We start from the raw sequence: 14,925 nt of genomic DNA, 5'->3' as shown, positions 1-14,925 counted from the left end.
TTTATGTTTAAAAATTGATTTTTCTTTGTTTTGGGAATAATAATAAATGTGCTAACTAGTAACATAGATTATTATATTTAAGATGTTTGGTTTAATTACTGCTCGGGTTGTAAAAAAAGCATTTAACACATAGAGACATAGTTCTGATAGTAATCTTTTGGAATAAAGTTAATAATCAAAGGTTGCTTTTAGAAAAAATATTTTTTTTCGCATAGCTTATGTGGTTTATCCTAAGTGAAACGTCTTTTTTGAGTTTTGTTAAACTATGTTTCTATGTGTGAAAATAATTATATCTAACTGGTTTGTCTCGTTAATGATTCATTGATTTTATAGGAGCTGTAATGTTGATTATGTATTGATGTGCATTTCAAATTAGTTACTTTTGTAGCACTAATAATTATGGGTGAACATTTATTACAGATGAGGAAATGACTTTTTATTAGTTTTTAATTTCACCCACTTACATTTAAATAATGAAGCAGTATTTTAACTTATTTGACTTTAGACAAAAAGTAGATTATAAAACAGAAATCTTAGCTGGTTTGACTGTGGCTATGACTATGATTCCCGAATCGCTATCGTTTGCTATTTTAGCTGGTTTTCCTCCATTGGTTGGTTTGTATGCTGCATTTATCATGGGATTGATTACGGCTGTTTTTGGTGGTCGTCCCGGAATGGTTTCGGGTGGAGCAGGAGCAACAGTAATTGTATTAATTGCTTTGATGAAATCGCACGGCTTGGAATATGTTTTTGCTGCTGTGGCTTTGGCCGGTGTTTTACAAATTTTGGTAGGATTATTTAAGTGGGGAAAATTTATTCGGTTGGTTCCGCAGCCTGTAATGTATGGTTTTGTAAATGGTTTGGCTGTTGTGATTTTTATGTCGCAATTGAAACAATTTAAAACAGAGGTTAATGGGGAGTCTGTTTGGCTATCGGGAAGTCCAATGTTTATTATGTTGGGATTAGTTGCTTTGACTATTGCAATTGTAATCTTGTTTCCTAGAATCACTAAGGCTGTTCCTGCTTCGTTAGTAGCAATTATTGTTGTTTTTGGATTGGTTCTTGGTTTTGGAATTGAAACGAAAACAGTGGCTGATATTGCTTCTATAAGCGGTGGTTTTCCTTCTTTTCATCTGCCTAATATTAATTTTAATCTTGAAACATTACAATTGATTTTTCCCTACTCTTTAATCATGGCATCGGTTGGTTTGACCGAAGGTTTGCTAACGTTAAATCTAGTTGATGAATTGACTGGAACTAAAGGAAATGGAAATCGGGAGTGCATTGCTCAAGGAAGTGCTAATATTGTAAATGGTTTTTTCTCTGGGATGGGTGGTTGTCCTATGATTGCACAAACATTGGTTAATATTTCGGCTGGTTCTAGAGCGCGTTTGTCTGGAATTATTGCTTCGCTAACGATACTTGCTATTATCTTATTTGGTGCTCCTGTAATTGAGAAATTACCTATGGCAGCCTTGGTAGGAGTTATGTTTATGGTTGCAATTGGCACATTTGAATGGGCGAGTTTCCGAATCATTAATAAAATGCCTAAGCATGATATTTTTGTTGGAATTGTGGTTGCTGTAATTACTATTTTTTTACATAATTTGGCTTTGGCAGTTTTAATAGGAGTTATTATTTCGGCTTTAGTTTTTGCTTGGGAAAGTGCCAAACGTATTCGTGCTCGTAAATATATTGATGATAATGGAGTAAAACATTATGAGATATTCGGCCCTCTCTTTTTTGGATCTACAATGGCTTTTATGGAGAAATTTGATGTTAACGAAGATCCTAATGAAGTAATTATAGATTTTAAAGAAAGTAAAATCGTTGATATGAGCGCTATTGATGCAGTAAATAAAATTACTGAGCGCTATGCTAAAGTAAATAAAAAGGTTCGTTTGTATCATTTAAGCGAAGACTGCAGGTTACTGCTTAAAAACGCTGCTATTATTGTTGACATCGTTGATGATCCTACTTATAAAATTGCTACTGATTAAAGATTAGAAATGATTTTTTTGCAGTACTTAAAAAATAAAAATAGGAATCTCATTGTTTCGAGATTTCCTATTTTGGTTTAAATACTTTTTATAATTAAGTCTGTTATTTTTACTTCTCCATTGGTTATAAATCCTAGTTTACCGTGTTGGCTTAAGTTACTTTTTTCGATTGAACATTCTAATGTCGTATCATCATCTACAGAAAAGGACAATTGATTGTTTAATACTCTAATTTTTATCGAATACCAATGGTTGTTTTCTAGTTTCATTGGCTTAGAAAATAAAGTTGGCCCACCTCGGTCACCGTATTTGTTGCTGTTTTCGACGTATTTACCTCTGCCAATAATTATATTCTGATTTATTTGATACAGATAGGTTCGGATGTATTTTTCATGATCTAAATTTAGCATTATTTCAAACAGGGACTCTTTTGTCATATTTGCTTTAAAAGTTATTTCATAATTTTTAGGAAGCTGTTTTTTAGATACTATTGTAGCCCAAATCATAGGGCCTCCATTGCCAATTAATGTGTCATTTTGCATCAACCATTTTTCTGAATCTGGTTTCCAATGCGATTTGAGTTTGTGTTTGGCTAATTGATATTCTTTTTTTGGTGTTGAAATCGTGGTAGCACAAGAGCTTATTAATAATGGTAATAGTAGTAATAGGGTGTATTTGAATTTCATCTGTGATTTGTTTTCTGTTGAGGCATGTATTATTCTTAATCCGTTGTGTGTGATTTTTTTAACAGATAGAGACATAGTTTACAAAGCCTAAAAAAGACGTTTCACTTAAGATAAACCGCATAAGCTATGTAAAAAAAAGCTCTTTTTCTTAAATCGCCTTTTGATTATGAATTCTATTCCGATAGCAATCGGAACTATGTCTCTATGTGTTAAATGCAATTTTTACTACCCAAGGGAAGCGAATTGTCGAAGTAATTGCACCTAATGGATTCTTATTTAACGAACGTTTGCTTGTAATTATGATTTCTAACTTATGATTTTTCCGACTGATCCTGTTTGTGACGGAATTAGTTCAATTATAGAAGTAGGAGTAAGGCCTGATTCAATGCGATGAGAAACATATAAAATGGACATATTAGTTTCTTTAACCAAAAGATTAACTAGTTCTATAACCAAGGCGACATTTTCATCATCAAGACCTTCTACGGGTTCATCTAAAATAACCAAAGGAGGATGTTTTAAAACAGCTCTAACTATTAATGCAACTCTTTGTTGACCGATAGAGAGTTGTGTAAATGTTTTATTCTTTAAATGGCTCATTTTAATTACCTCTAACCATTGTGATACAATTTGTTTTTGCAATGAAGTTGGTTCAGTATATAAGCCTATAGAATCAAAAAAACCGGAGAGAATCATATGTTCCAAACTGTGTTTTTTCTGAAATAAATCGGTCATTGAAGTCGAAAAATATCCGATTCTCTTTTTGATATCCCAAATACTTTCACCGCTTCCTTTTTTCTTTCCGAAGAGATACAAATCTTGTCCGTATCCTTTCGGATTATCTCCTGAGATTAATGACAGAATTGTACTTTTTCCGGAGCCATTTGGCCCCATAAGTTGCCAAAATTCATTTTTCTTGATTGTCCACGTTATTGCATCAACGATTTTTCTTTCGTCATAACTTACCGAAACTTCATTCATATGAATTAATACTTCTTCATTGTAATCTGTTGGCTCAGATGGTTTGGGAATAGTAACTTTTATTGAATTCGTATTTGTTTGGGTTTGTTTTATTTCGTTTAAAACAAATGTGTTGTCTGTAATTTGTGCTTTGTTATGAATGAAAGGAAATAAATCGGAAGCTCTATTTACCAATTGTATGATTCGAACTGATTTAGCTAATTGTTCCAGCGAATTTGCCAATGTAATACGAGAGGCATGATCCAAATGATCCAGCGGATTATCGAAAATAATATAATCAGGGTTTTGATTTACACAATAATTCAAAAACTCTTTTTTTCTTTCGCCCGAAGAGAAGGTTCTTAGTTTTCGTTCTGAAGTTGTTGTGGCTTCTATTACATCATATTGGTATTCTTTTTCAATGAATTTGTCTATGGCAATATCCGAAAATAGAATCCCATTTAAGGAATTAAAAGTAGCTAATTCTCCTGTTGCATTTCCGTCAAGTACGGTATCAATAAAAGCTTTTTTATTAACGGTATTGGATAAAAGTATGTCCCAATGTTGTATCGTATTCATTTGTGCAATTTAAGAAATCTATTTTGTTTCGGCTGTAATCATTTCTCGGTTATTTCTCGACCATTCGCTCCAAGAACCAACATAGAGTTTCGGAATTGGTAATCCTGCATAATCCATAGCTAATAAAGTATGACAAGCTGTTACGCCTGAACCGCAATGCACAATTACATTTTCAGGTTTTGTGTTGCTAATTATAGCTTGGTATTTCGCTTTTAAAACTTCTGGAGATAAATAGGTTCCATCTTCATTTAAATTGTTCGTAAAAGGGATATTTGTAGCTCCCGGAATGTGTCCTGCAATTAAATCGATTGGTTCTGTTAAGCCATCAAAGCGATCTTTATCTCTCACATCGATAATTATTGTATTTTGATTGTTGATTGCTTTGTCAATTTCAGAAATAGTTGCTTGATGTAATTGCCAATTTGCGATTGGATATGATTCTGCTGTTACTAGAACCTCAATTCCTGATTTTGTTGGGAAACCTGCTTTTATAGCTGTTTGTAGTCCACCATTGAGAACTTGTACTTTTTCATGGCCCATCGCTCTTAACATCCACCAGAAACGGGCCGCAGCATTTGAACCATTTTTATCATCATAAATAACCACATGGCTAGTTGGTATTATTCCAAGTTTTGATAGCACTTCTGAAAATTTTTTTAATGAAGGCAAAGGATGTCTTCCTCCATTGGCTGAATCTGAAGGGATAGTTGCTAAATCAAGATTTAAATCAACATAATGTGCCCCTTGTAAATGTGATGCAGTGTAATTTTCTTTGGCATTAATTCCTGCTCTAGCATCAATAATTACTATTTCTGATCTTTGTAGTGCTATTAATTCATCTGGATTTATGATTGGTGATAATCGATTTGCCATTGTATTTATAGATGAAGTAAAAATTAAATTTCCCTCTGTTATCAAAATAGTAGTTGTTGAACTTAATGATTTTTCTTAGAGGGAATATGATAATAACAGTTAACGCAACAAGTGTTTAGTTGAGAAAGTTTTATTGATCTGAAATCTTTTCGATTACGATTTCATTTCCAGATTTGTCATAGTATGTACAAGTCATTTCAACAATATCGACTCTCCATTTGGCTATGCCGCATTGTCCAGCTTGGTTGCAAAATGTCATATAATCGGTTTGTCCATCTTGATGTTGCAAAAGGTACTCTAAGAAAAGTTCTTTATTAACAGTTGAAGCTACTTTAATTTCATCGTATTTATCAGTTGTAGCAACTCTAAAATTGTTAACACCATAATATTCTACTGTACCATCTTTTACATTGGTGTCATATCCTTTTACACCTAGAATGATTAAATCTTGAATGTAATTTGGAAAATCGGCTCCGGTTTTTACTTTTGAGTGTGCTTCTTTAATTTGCTCTATTGTAAACATATTGATTTGTGCTAGGGTTAAAAATATTTATTGTTTCAAAAATACGATTTATGCCTGTATATTTTCTTTTTATGAATGCAAAAAATGGAATTAACAAAAATGGCTTAGGATTCTTTCTAGGAGAGTGAAACTATAAAAACAGTGTAGTTTAACTGATAATGAGTTATTTGGAAGGAATTGTTTTTATTAATAAGAAAAATGTACTTAAATTTACTATAGAATGTTGTAAGCCAAAATCAGTATTATGAAAAACACATTACTATTACTCTTGTTTACCGTCTCTACATTTGCTCAAGAAGCTAATTCATTTGATTTCGCAGTTATAAACTCTACTTTAATCTCTCCAAATATTGATCTCGATAAGGGCAGGAGTGTTGTTGCTGGAAATGAGAATCAATATTCCGCTTATTTTCAGTATGCTTTTAAAATAGCCGCTGATGATATTATTCTTGGAGCTGGAGTTAATAAATCAGAAATTGACCGAACATATATTGGCTATATTGGTAAAATTTGTGAAAATTTCAGAGCAACCATTTCTGTTGGTTATGTAGAATCACAAAATGGTTATTATGGGACGTATACTGGATTAAGCGCTTCTTGGCACCTAAGTGAAAATAATTTTATTGGAGGAAGTTTGCAAAATTTGCATTCTGTTGCAGATGCTTACCATACAGATGAAAGTTTTGATTATTATAATAAATTAGCTCCGAAATTATTTGCTAGCTATGAAGTTTTACCTAGAATAATTGTTTTTGGACAATTGAGTAGCAGGGTTAATGATATTGCATTAAAATATCAGTTAAACAATTTCTCTCTAGGAGGATTTTATTCGGGACACGGAGTTGAGGGTATTTTTGGCTCCTATACTATCGCAAGGTTTGCTGTTTCTTGTAGCACTACTTTTGATAGGGTAAATTTTGGACTGAAGTTTCAGTAATTTTTAATCTTATTTCTTTATTGTAATGACTTGTTGTGGAAAAGGAATTTCTATTTTTTCAGCATCAAATCTATTTTTGATGCTGTGTAATAAATCACAATATAAAACAAATCCATCGGTTGCATCTTTGGCCCAAGCCCAAACTTTTAAGTTTACACTTGAATCTTTTAAGGCTACAACTCTTGCTATAACAAGTGGAGTATTATTCTTTTTGTTTGTAGCTGTTCGTGTATCAATAAATAACGGATGCTTAGCAACTTCTTCTTTCATTATTTCTAATGCTTTATCGATATCTGAATTATAACCAATACCAATTTCAATTATTTTACAGCATTTGGAATCATTCATGTTTGTGTTTAGAATAATTTGATTGCTTATAACTGAATTTGGAATAATAATACGGTTATTCTCCATGTCTTTTAAAACAACTTGCCTTAAATTAATATCTTCGACTACACCACTAAAATTATTAATGGTGATTTTATCATTTATTCTGAATGGTTTAAAAACGACTAGAAATATCCCACTCATTATATTGCTCAGCGCTTGTTGTGAAGCAAGTCCTGCAATGACCGAAATTACTCCTGCACCGGCAAGTAATGAATGTCCGATAACTTTAAATTCTGGAATTTGAATTAAAGCAAAGGCAATCCCAAGAATATAAATTAGGGTAATGACCAAATGTTTCAGAAATTTATATCCTGTGCTGTCAAAATCATTGATTCCTAAGCGACGGTGAATAAAGCGCATAAAAAGCTTGTCGACAATAGTACTTATCACAATTGTAATGATTAGTATTATTACAATGGCAACAAGTAGTCTGAAGTCTTTTATGAAATCTATCATTGAAATTTTTGTTTCTGTTTTTTAATGGAAACAAAACTGATTATTACATTCTGGTAAATTAGTTTTGTTATTCTTGTTCTTCGAAATTGTCATAGTATGTAAAATCTTTTGTTATCAATCCGTTTTCGATAGTGAAAATTGTACAAATTGGTAATTCGAAAGTTGAGCCGTCTTCAGCTGTTCCGCTAGAAACAAACTCTACAATTACATGTTTTTCTCCAGATGGGTATATTTGAATTACTTTATCGGTTAAATCAGGGAAGATGTGATTTAACTCACTGTATTTTTTTTCTATTTCGGCACGAGTTTGCTTTACGATTCCATTTCCTAAAGAAGGATCTTTAAATTCGGCTGTTGGGATATACATCTCTGCCATTTTTTTCCAATCATGATTATTGAAATGTGTAAAATACTGTTTTACTAATTCGGTGTTTTTAGAATCCATATTTTGTGTTTTTTGGTTATTACATGATATTAATGATACAATTGTTATTAGAACTACGATTACTTTTTTCATAATTATGTTTTTTAATTGTTTTCTATTTTATAATAAGCCCACACAAAATATGGAGCTACCTATGCGTATTGATGAGGTGTTTTTTATTGAGATTTATAATCCCTCAAAATCATCACTCTTTGGAAAGATACTCAAAGCCTCTATTGCAATTGCAGGAGTAGGAGAAGCTAATTTTCTTAGTTTTGTATCCATCCAAGCCCCTTCAACAGTAATAGTTGCACAAAGTTTACCTTCTTCATTGGTGAATTCATGTATGATTGACCAACGTGATCCATCGGCTTTCATTTTTGAAGTTTTGGTATTAATAAATATTTTATCTGAAAGTTTTATTTCTTTTCTAAAAACACATTCTTCTCTAAAAAGAACAGGACCAAAGCTTTGTTGTTGCATTACTCTTAACGTTAAGCCTAGTTGCTCTAGAATTTCGATACGATGTTGTGCACCAAAATCATAATAGGCACTATGGCGTAAGTGAAAATTTGGGTCTAGATCTGACCAACGGAAAGATAATTCTTTACTAAATGAAACCATTTTAATTCTAATTTTATATTTGTTTTTAGATGTGTTGTTGATAATCAGTTGATTATTTTAATACACATCAATTTTTTTGTGATTCGAAAATACGAATAAAAAATGAAATGTTATTATTGTGATAGCTAAAGTATAGTTAATGAAAATGGATTTTGTTGTATTGTTTTTTAGTAGAATTAGGTTTTAAAAGGTTTGAATTCTTGTAATTTGGGTAAAGGTCTGATTAAGATTTTCGCAAGGTTCGCTAGATTTAATTTTAAGTGGGAAAAATGACCGTAATGTACGCAAAGGTTTCGCAAGGTCCGCTAGGTTTAATTTTAAGTGGAAAAATGACCGCAAAGTCCGCAAAGATTTTCGCAAGGTTCGCAAGGCTTAATTTTAAACTGAAATTGATATTGAGAACTGCGTAATAAAATCTTTTAATCCTTTAAATCTGTGGCAGAAATGACCGCAATGTACGCAAAGGTTTTCGCAAGGTTCGCAAGGTTTAATTTTAAGAGGTAGAAATGACCGCAATGTACGCAAAGGTTTCGCAAGGCTTAATTTTAAGTGGGAAAAATGACCGCAATGTACGCAAAGATTTTCGCAAGGTTCGCAAGGTTTAATTTTAAGTGGGAAAAATGACTGCATGTACGCAAAGGTTTTGCAAGGTTCGCAAGGTTTAATTTTAAGAGGTAGAAATGACCGCAATGTATGCAAAGATTTTCGCAAGGTCCGCTAGGTTTAATTTTAAGAGGTAGAAATGACCGCAATGTACGCAAAAGTTTTCGCAAGGTTCGCAAGGCTTAATTTTAAACTGAAACTGATATTGAGAACTGCGTAATAAAATCTTTTAATCCTTTAAATCTGTGGCAGAAATGACCGCAATGTACGCAAAGGTTTTCGCAAGGTTCGCAAGGTTTAATTTTAAGTGGTAAAAATGACCGCAAAGTCCGCAAAGATTTCGCAAGGTTCGCAAGGTTTAATTTTAAGAGGTAGAAATGACCGCAATGTAAGCAAAGGTTTCGCAAGGTTCGCAAGGCTTAATTTTAAACTGAAACTGATATTGAGAACTGCGTAATAAAATCTTTTAATCCTTTAAATCTGTGGCAGAAATGACCGCAATGTACGCAAAGGTTTTCGCAAGGTTCGCAAGGTTTAATTTTAAGAGGTAGAAATGACCGCAATGTACGCAAAGGTTTCGCAAGGTTCGCAAGGCTTAATTTTAAACTGAAACTGATATTGAGAACTGCGTAATAAAATCTTTTAATCCTTTAAATCTGTGGCAGAAATGACCGCAATGTACGCAAAGGTTTTCGCAAGGTTCGCAAGGTTTAATTTTAAGAGGTAGAAATGACCGCAATGTACGCAAAGGTTTCGCAAGGTTCGCAAGGTTCGCAAGGTTTAATTTTAAGTGGGAAAAATGACTGCATGTACGCAAAGGTTTCGCAAGGTTCGCAAGGTTTAATTTTAAGTGGGAAAAATGACTGCATGTACGCAAAGGTTTTGCAAGGTTCGCAAGGCTTAATTTTAAACTGAGGCTGAGGACTGCGACTGAAAACTACGTAATAAAATCATTCTAATCCTTTTAATCTGTGGCAGAAAAATAAGCGCAAAGCTATAAAAATTCAAAAAAATCACATAAATACAGATGCTATTTCTGAATTATATAGGATGAATTAAGATAGTTATTTATGGTTCGTCACACTCAAAGGTTACGTTTGTGAATAATTTATTGAACTCTTTTTCCATTGTACCATCATCATCTACTCTGTAAACTTCTGCATTGGCACAATTCCACCAGCCATATGTCATTATCTCTTGTCTAGCATTTTGTATTCTGTTCTTAGAATTGTATTTTTCTAAATGACGTTCCATGAATTTTTCTGGGCTACCATTATTTTTCTTTTGCTTTTCGGCCAAATTATTCCAGGTTTTTAATAGTAAGATCGTGTCATTCGAAATTAATGCTTTTGCATATTCAGCACAATTTTTAGAGAATCGGTTGTTTAGTAAAACGGAAGGATTAGAATAAGATTCGAGAGCTATTTTTTTTAGTTCATACGTGTCTTCTAATTCGTGTATTTTGTCTTTTCTTACTTTTTCCCAGTAAGGACTAGAAATAATTTTATTGTTGTAAAAAGCTTTTCTTTCATTGTATTCCGCAGTTAATTCACGAGTTAATTTAGCGGCATCTATTTCAGAAGTTGGTGTAGTATTTGTGCTTAAATAGGCGCTTGAACGCATACCCCATAAGTTACATGTGTTTTTAAGTTCTTCTTCAGTATATTTCTGAGGGTCGTATTCGCCCGTGTTAGAGCATAATTCAGTATCCCATTTAAAAACAGCCGTTTTATTGTTATTACTAATATTGACATTACTATTACTTGTATTCGTATTGCTATCGGATATTATAGTTTCTTTTTCTTCTACTTGTTTTTTAGGTTTATCAGAGCAGGAAATTAATAGTATTGAACTTAGTAATAAGAGTAGGGGGAGTTTCATGGGGTAATAATTAATTGAACGCAATAGATTTAGATTAGATGCAAATTAATTGATTTTTTTGATATTATTAATATCCCTTATCATTGTAGATGTTGAATTTTTCGAAAGAAATTTCTCCAAAGTCTTTTACCGTTTTTAGTTTTTCATAGTCAACGACAAGAGCCTCGGCATTATCACTGGTATCACTATTAAACATATAATTTATGTAGTTGTCTTTGTAAAGAAACCAGTTCTTTTTGGATTTATTGTATTTAAAAGTTGTAACATTTTCCCAGTGATGTCCTCCAGAAATACCATGTTCTATAGAGAAGTATCCATCTTTTATTGTTATACCTGTAAATGGATCTCCAAAAAGCCCACCACAATCAATACAATACACAGCATTGTTATTTTCATAGGCCAATGTGTAAGTACCGTCTTTTTGCCCTATTAAAATGAGCATAGGTCTTTTGTCAGGTTTGTTTTTGGCATAGTTAGATGTTGATTCTTCACTGGTTTTTCGTAAAACTAAAATAGCATCTGTGTATTCATCAAGATTAAGATCACCTGATTCGATACTTATTACGCTATAACCTTTTGGTACAAATGCTTTTAAATCTTGATCCAGACTATCGATTGAGTCGTTAAAAGTCTGGTGTTTTTCTATAGAATCTGTTTTGTTTCTTTCTATTTCAACAGAATCAATATTCTTTTCTGAGTGATCAGTTACTTTTTGTTTCGCAGTCTGATTGCAAGAAATAAAGAGTAATGATAATAGTAATAGATAGGCAGTATTTTTCATTGGACTTATCACTGTTGTTTGTGAAATAAACTATTGTATATGCTTTATTTTTTCTTTATTTCTTGGGCTATTTTAAGGATATCCCACCATTTTTTCTCAGAGCTTGGTTTTGGGTTGTCTAAGATAGTTTGTCCGTTAAAATCTAAAATATATTCATTAGATTCAAAGTCAAACAAATGAATTTGATCATTCTCGATATTAAATTCTGGTTTACCTTCTAGGTTTACCCAAATATCTCTACCTCCAAAACTCCATATTGCTTCTCCATTTTTGGTTATTCTCTTAATTTCGAGTTCTCCATGAATAATAAAATCATCTTGGACTTTATGTATTGTAAAATTGGTTATGAAATCTATTTCTTTGCGCCATATTAATTCTAGACTAGGTATCTCGAGACAATATACTTTATTACAAACACAAATCCAGATTTTATCATCTTCGATTATAAAAGATTTCTCAGTTATTGCTGTTGCGCCACCACTTTCGCAAATTATAACGCTTGCTATTTTTGTATCTGACTTCTTAATAATAATGCCACATTTACTGGTCGGAGAAAACTCAGCCTTGCCTTTTTTTCCTTGAAAGAAAACAGTATCATAAACGTTTGTATTATCAACCGAATTTATCGTGTAAGTACTGTCATTAATGACTTCGATTTGATAATTTTTATAGTTAAGTTTTACCATTTATTATTTTCTTGCTAAGGTAGTTGATTGCAAATTTAAACTCTTTATCTTAAATTAATTGAATTACTAATGCTGAATTTTATAGTTTAATTTCTCTTATGCAAAATCCTTTTTTAATCTAATAAATCTTCATTGATGAAATTAAATCCATTATCCATTAGTTTTTTCAAGTATTCTTCAAAGTTGTCTGCAATTACAGAAAATTCGTCTGGGTCGTGCAAGAATCTGACCACTTGCCCTTTTTTTCCTTTTTCGGAAGGACTGAAATCTATAAATAGTTGTGATGTTCCACCATTATTTGTGCAGTCAGAAAAATGAAGCCATTTCAATTCGTTGGATTTACTTGTAATTTTTTCATCAATATTTACGTCATCATATTTTCTGTCAATAGAATCCAAGTAGTATTCGATAACGAAATTTTTATTTTCTACAATTTCTTTTGATGATAATAGATAATAGGGATATTCTTCAACATCTGAACCAAGAAAATAAAAATTAATTTCTTCTCCAGCGTATTTCCTCCAATAGGTCCCATCAACATATTCAAGTAGCACAATCAATGCATCAGGAATATCAGGAAATACTTGTTTCAGTTTTTCAACATCTTCCTTACTTGCACCATGTTTAATTTTTTCAAAATGTTCCCAAATTTCTTTTGCATTGTTTTTAAAATATGCATTCTTTAGTCCTGCGATATATTTTTCAGCTGTTGTGTTCATTTCTTTGTTTTGTAAAAGTCCTAGTTCCTTGTTTAATCTGACAGTTTGTATCTGTTTAGATTAAATGTCATGGCTACTTGAAAGAGGTTTGGGAGTTTTGAAACTCAATGTTTTTTGATTGAATACTATTTGACTATAAAACGATTTGAAATAAGTCAAATGTAAAACTTAGGCTAAATGTAAACGTGATAAGAAAATGGAATTCAATTAAATTTCGCAATAGACACTAACGATTGTTAGTAGTGGAACCTTATTTTAACTCATTATATTTTTCAAAAAACAAACGTAGTTTCTTTTTATCAATTTTAAAATTCTTTGTTATAACATTATTATTACAAAGAGCAAAGATTATTTCTTGTCGACCAATAATTTTTGCGTTAGAGAATTCTTTTCCAATAGTTACAAAAGTTAAAATACTTGAAAAATTTCCATCTCCCAGTGATGTAATGCTTCCTTTGATTAATTCTTTTCCATCCAAATCAGAAATTATAAAATCATTATTATTTCTACTATAATTATAGGCTAGTTTGTCGTTCAATATTATTTTATCAGTTTCTAATTTTATTGCTGTTATAATCTGTTCTTCTTTTGAAGTTTGAGCATTTAAATTGATAAATGACAATAGTAATATTGTAATTATAAGTGTTTTTTTCATAAAGTTTGTTTTACTGATAACATTCTGGAGTTAGGACAGGTTGAATAATTTTTAAACCGAGTATTTTGATTAAACGAAAATGGGATAAAAAAGGTTAATAATTTTAAGTTTATAGCTCGCTATGTATAGTTTTTTTATAGTAAGTCTCCGAAAACTTTTTGGTCGTAATTATAATTAGGTTCATTTGGGAAGTTTCCGTTTAAGTCAGGAAATATTAATTGTAAATATTCATACTCATCATTGTCATAATATTTTATTGTACTTAAAGTATGTTCTGAAAGTACCTTGTTTTCAACTTTTATAAAGTATACTAGAAATCGATTAGTCAAATCTTCAATTCTTTCATTGATTGATATCGTACCAAATTTATATTTTTCAACATAATTTTGTATTAGTTCTCCAGTTAGGTTATATGGTAATCCAGAAATAAATAATTCAGGAATTTTAAAGTTCTCATAAATTCCTGTTGAGTATCCAAAAGGAGTGAGTCCAATTTCTTCCATTATATATGTTGTATGGAATCCATATTTTTCAATGTTTTTGTACAACTCTTCAAAATAGTTCTTCTTTTGTTCTAAACTCATTTTACGTCTTTTAAAATCTACTGCATTTAATAGAACTAGATTCCCTTAACCTGTATTCAAGGTGATACGTTTTTATTAAGACTAACCTAGTTAAATGCTAATATATTAATATTTTTTTCCAAAATAGTTAAAAGGACTTTTGATTTATTGAATGTTTTTTGCTCTTAGATTATTGTGTGTTTTATGGAGTATAGATGTTAATTGTTTTTAAAATAACGTTTTAGAGTATAGAGACTTGTTTAAAAAGCTTAACTTTAGTCTTTTATGATAAATCAAGTTGTAGGTATATAAAAAAGAAGCAATAGAGTTGTAGTCTGATAAACAATGGTTTGCTTTTTTGGTTTGTTAGCTAAGGAAAAGCATTGCAAATATGGGGCGTTAGGCATAAATAATGACATAATAAACGTTGCGGTGACGTAGTTGTCAGGGTGTGAAAATGTCATAATGTCATATTGTTTAGGGCGTATCAATACTGAAAACTGACAATTTCCTTGGGTTTTTTATATTGGCACAAAGATTGACTTATGCACCATGAGTTGTTAAAATAAGTATACATCAAAATTA

General features: G+C 31.5%; 15 protein-coding genes. 2 read left to right on the top strand and 13 right to left on the bottom strand.

Features of this window, described 5'->3' with window-relative positions; all coding sequences use genetic code 11:
• Positions 1 to 473 precede the first annotated feature (473 nt).
• Positions 474 to 2,000 carry a SulP family inorganic anion transporter gene (locus tag QWY99_RS11190; RefSeq protein ID WP_290265021.1) on the top strand — a complete coding sequence of 509 codons (1,527 nt, stop codon included), beginning with the start codon at positions 474 to 476 and terminating at the stop codon, positions 1,998 to 2,000.
• Positions 2,001 to 2,077: 77 nt separating this feature from the next.
• On the opposite strand, the gene QWY99_RS11185 is transcribed toward QWY99_RS11190, so the two are convergent.
• From QWY99_RS11185 to QWY99_RS11170, 4 genes are all read right to left on the bottom strand, one after another.
• Positions 2,078 to 2,686 (bottom strand): hypothetical protein, encoded by a 609-nt coding sequence (locus QWY99_RS11185; RefSeq protein WP_290265017.1) that lies wholly within the window; start codon positions 2,684 to 2,686, stop codon positions 2,078 to 2,080.
• Positions 2,687 to 2,992: 306 nt separating this feature from the next.
• Positions 2,993 to 4,225 (bottom strand): ATP-binding cassette domain-containing protein, encoded by a 1,233-nt coding sequence (locus tag QWY99_RS11180; protein ID WP_290265014.1) that lies wholly within the window; start codon positions 4,223 to 4,225, stop codon positions 2,993 to 2,995.
• 18 nt (positions 4,226 to 4,243) lie between these two features.
• Positions 4,244 to 5,098 carry a sulfurtransferase gene (locus tag QWY99_RS11175; protein ID WP_290265391.1) on the bottom strand — a complete coding sequence of 285 codons (855 nt, stop codon included), beginning with the start codon at positions 5,096 to 5,098 and terminating at the stop codon, positions 4,244 to 4,246.
• 130 nt (positions 5,099 to 5,228) lie between these two features.
• Complete coding sequence (locus QWY99_RS11170; RefSeq protein ID WP_290265012.1) at positions 5,229 to 5,621, bottom strand: DUF1398 domain-containing protein; 393 nt, start codon at positions 5,619 to 5,621, stop codon at positions 5,229 to 5,231.
• A gap of 244 nt (positions 5,622 to 5,865) precedes the next feature.
• Here QWY99_RS11170 and QWY99_RS11165 point away from each other — a divergent pair, with 244 nt between their 5' ends.
• A complete protein-coding gene (locus tag QWY99_RS11165; protein WP_290265010.1) occupies positions 5,866 to 6,558 on the top strand; it encodes a hypothetical protein in 693 nt (230 codons plus the stop codon).
• A 9-nt stretch (positions 6,559 to 6,567) separates the two neighbouring features.
• On the opposite strand, the gene QWY99_RS11160 is transcribed toward QWY99_RS11165, so the two are convergent.
• From QWY99_RS11160 to QWY99_RS11120, 9 genes are all read right to left on the bottom strand, one after another.
• On the bottom strand, positions 6,568 to 7,404 hold the full coding sequence (locus QWY99_RS11160) for a mechanosensitive ion channel family protein (RefSeq protein WP_290265007.1): 837 nt from the start codon (positions 7,402 to 7,404) through the stop codon (positions 6,568 to 6,570).
• A gap of 67 nt (positions 7,405 to 7,471) precedes the next feature.
• On the bottom strand, positions 7,472 to 7,921 hold the full coding sequence (locus QWY99_RS11155) for a nuclear transport factor 2 family protein (protein WP_290265005.1): 450 nt from the start codon (positions 7,919 to 7,921) through the stop codon (positions 7,472 to 7,474).
• 93 nt (positions 7,922 to 8,014) lie between these two features.
• Positions 8,015 to 8,452 carry an acyl-CoA thioesterase gene (locus QWY99_RS11150; protein WP_290265003.1) on the bottom strand — a complete coding sequence of 146 codons (438 nt, stop codon included), beginning with the start codon at positions 8,450 to 8,452 and terminating at the stop codon, positions 8,015 to 8,017.
• A 1,671-nt stretch (positions 8,453 to 10,123) separates the two neighbouring features.
• Positions 10,124 to 10,936, bottom strand: coding sequence for a hypothetical protein (locus QWY99_RS11145; RefSeq protein ID WP_290265001.1), 813 nt, complete (start codon positions 10,934 to 10,936; stop codon positions 10,124 to 10,126).
• Positions 10,937 to 11,003: 67 nt separating this feature from the next.
• Positions 11,004 to 11,717 (bottom strand): hypothetical protein, encoded by a 714-nt coding sequence (locus QWY99_RS11140; protein WP_290264998.1) that lies wholly within the window; start codon positions 11,715 to 11,717, stop codon positions 11,004 to 11,006.
• Positions 11,718 to 11,761: 44 nt separating this feature from the next.
• Positions 11,762 to 12,403: a hypothetical protein gene (locus tag QWY99_RS11135; RefSeq protein ID WP_290264996.1), complete on the bottom strand. Its 642-nt coding sequence runs from the start codon at positions 12,401 to 12,403 to the stop codon at positions 11,762 to 11,764.
• 113 nt (positions 12,404 to 12,516) lie between these two features.
• Positions 12,517 to 13,122, bottom strand: coding sequence for an SMI1/KNR4 family protein (locus tag QWY99_RS11130; RefSeq protein WP_290264995.1), 606 nt, complete (start codon positions 13,120 to 13,122; stop codon positions 12,517 to 12,519).
• A gap of 250 nt (positions 13,123 to 13,372) precedes the next feature.
• A complete protein-coding gene (locus QWY99_RS11125) occupies positions 13,373 to 13,777 on the bottom strand; it encodes a hypothetical protein (protein WP_290264993.1) in 405 nt (134 codons plus the stop codon).
• Between the two features lie 134 nt (positions 13,778 to 13,911).
• Positions 13,912 to 14,361 carry a DUF4262 domain-containing protein gene (locus tag QWY99_RS11120; protein ID WP_290264991.1) on the bottom strand — a complete coding sequence of 150 codons (450 nt, stop codon included), beginning with the start codon at positions 14,359 to 14,361 and terminating at the stop codon, positions 13,912 to 13,914.
• Positions 14,362 to 14,925 lie beyond the last annotated feature (564 nt).

The sequence above is a fragment of the Flavobacterium branchiarum genome (genome assembly GCF_030409845.1).
Classification (GTDB): domain Bacteria; phylum Bacteroidota; class Bacteroidia; order Flavobacteriales; family Flavobacteriaceae; genus Flavobacterium; species Flavobacterium branchiarum.
The sequence above is the reverse complement of the archived record's forward strand: the minus strand, read 5'-3'. Positions and strand labels throughout refer to the sequence as shown.

Coding starts and splice junctions, on each gene's coding strand:
- QWY99_RS11180 (WP_290265014.1), bottom strand. CDS start 4,225: ATGAATACGATACAACATTGGGACATACTTTTATCCAATACCGTTAAT.
- QWY99_RS11140 (WP_290264998.1), bottom strand. CDS start 11,717: ATGAAAAATACTGCCTATCTATTACTATTATCATTACTCTTTATTTCT.
- QWY99_RS11165 (WP_290265010.1), top strand. CDS start 5,866: ATGAAAAACACATTACTATTACTCTTGTTTACCGTCTCTACATTTGCT.
- QWY99_RS11120 (WP_290264991.1), bottom strand. CDS start 14,361: ATGAGTTTAGAACAAAAGAAGAACTATTTTGAAGAGTTGTACAAAAAC.
- QWY99_RS11155 (WP_290265005.1), bottom strand. CDS start 7,921: ATGAAAAAAGTAATCGTAGTTCTAATAACAATTGTATCATTAATATCA.
- QWY99_RS11160 (WP_290265007.1), bottom strand. CDS start 7,404: ATGATAGATTTCATAAAAGACTTCAGACTACTTGTTGCCATTGTAATA.
- QWY99_RS11125 (WP_290264993.1), bottom strand. CDS start 13,777: ATGAAAAAAACACTTATAATTACAATATTACTATTGTCATTTATCAAT.
- QWY99_RS11170 (WP_290265012.1), bottom strand. CDS start 5,621: ATGTTTACAATAGAGCAAATTAAAGAAGCACACTCAAAAGTAAAAACC.
- QWY99_RS11190 (WP_290265021.1), top strand. CDS start 474: ATGAAGCAGTATTTTAACTTATTTGACTTTAGACAAAAAGTAGATTAT.
- QWY99_RS11175 (WP_290265391.1), bottom strand. CDS start 5,098: ATGGCAAATCGATTATCACCAATCATAAATCCAGATGAATTAATAGCA.
- QWY99_RS11135 (WP_290264996.1), bottom strand. CDS start 12,403: ATGGTAAAACTTAACTATAAAAATTATCAAATCGAAGTCATTAATGAC.
- QWY99_RS11185 (WP_290265017.1), bottom strand. CDS start 2,686: ATGAAATTCAAATACACCCTATTACTACTATTACCATTATTAATAAGC.
- QWY99_RS11150 (WP_290265003.1), bottom strand. CDS start 8,452: ATGGTTTCATTTAGTAAAGAATTATCTTTCCGTTGGTCAGATCTAGAC.
- QWY99_RS11145 (WP_290265001.1), bottom strand. CDS start 10,936: ATGAAACTCCCCCTACTCTTATTACTAAGTTCAATACTATTAATTTCC.
- QWY99_RS11130 (WP_290264995.1), bottom strand. CDS start 13,122: ATGAACACAACAGCTGAAAAATATATCGCAGGACTAAAGAATGCATAT.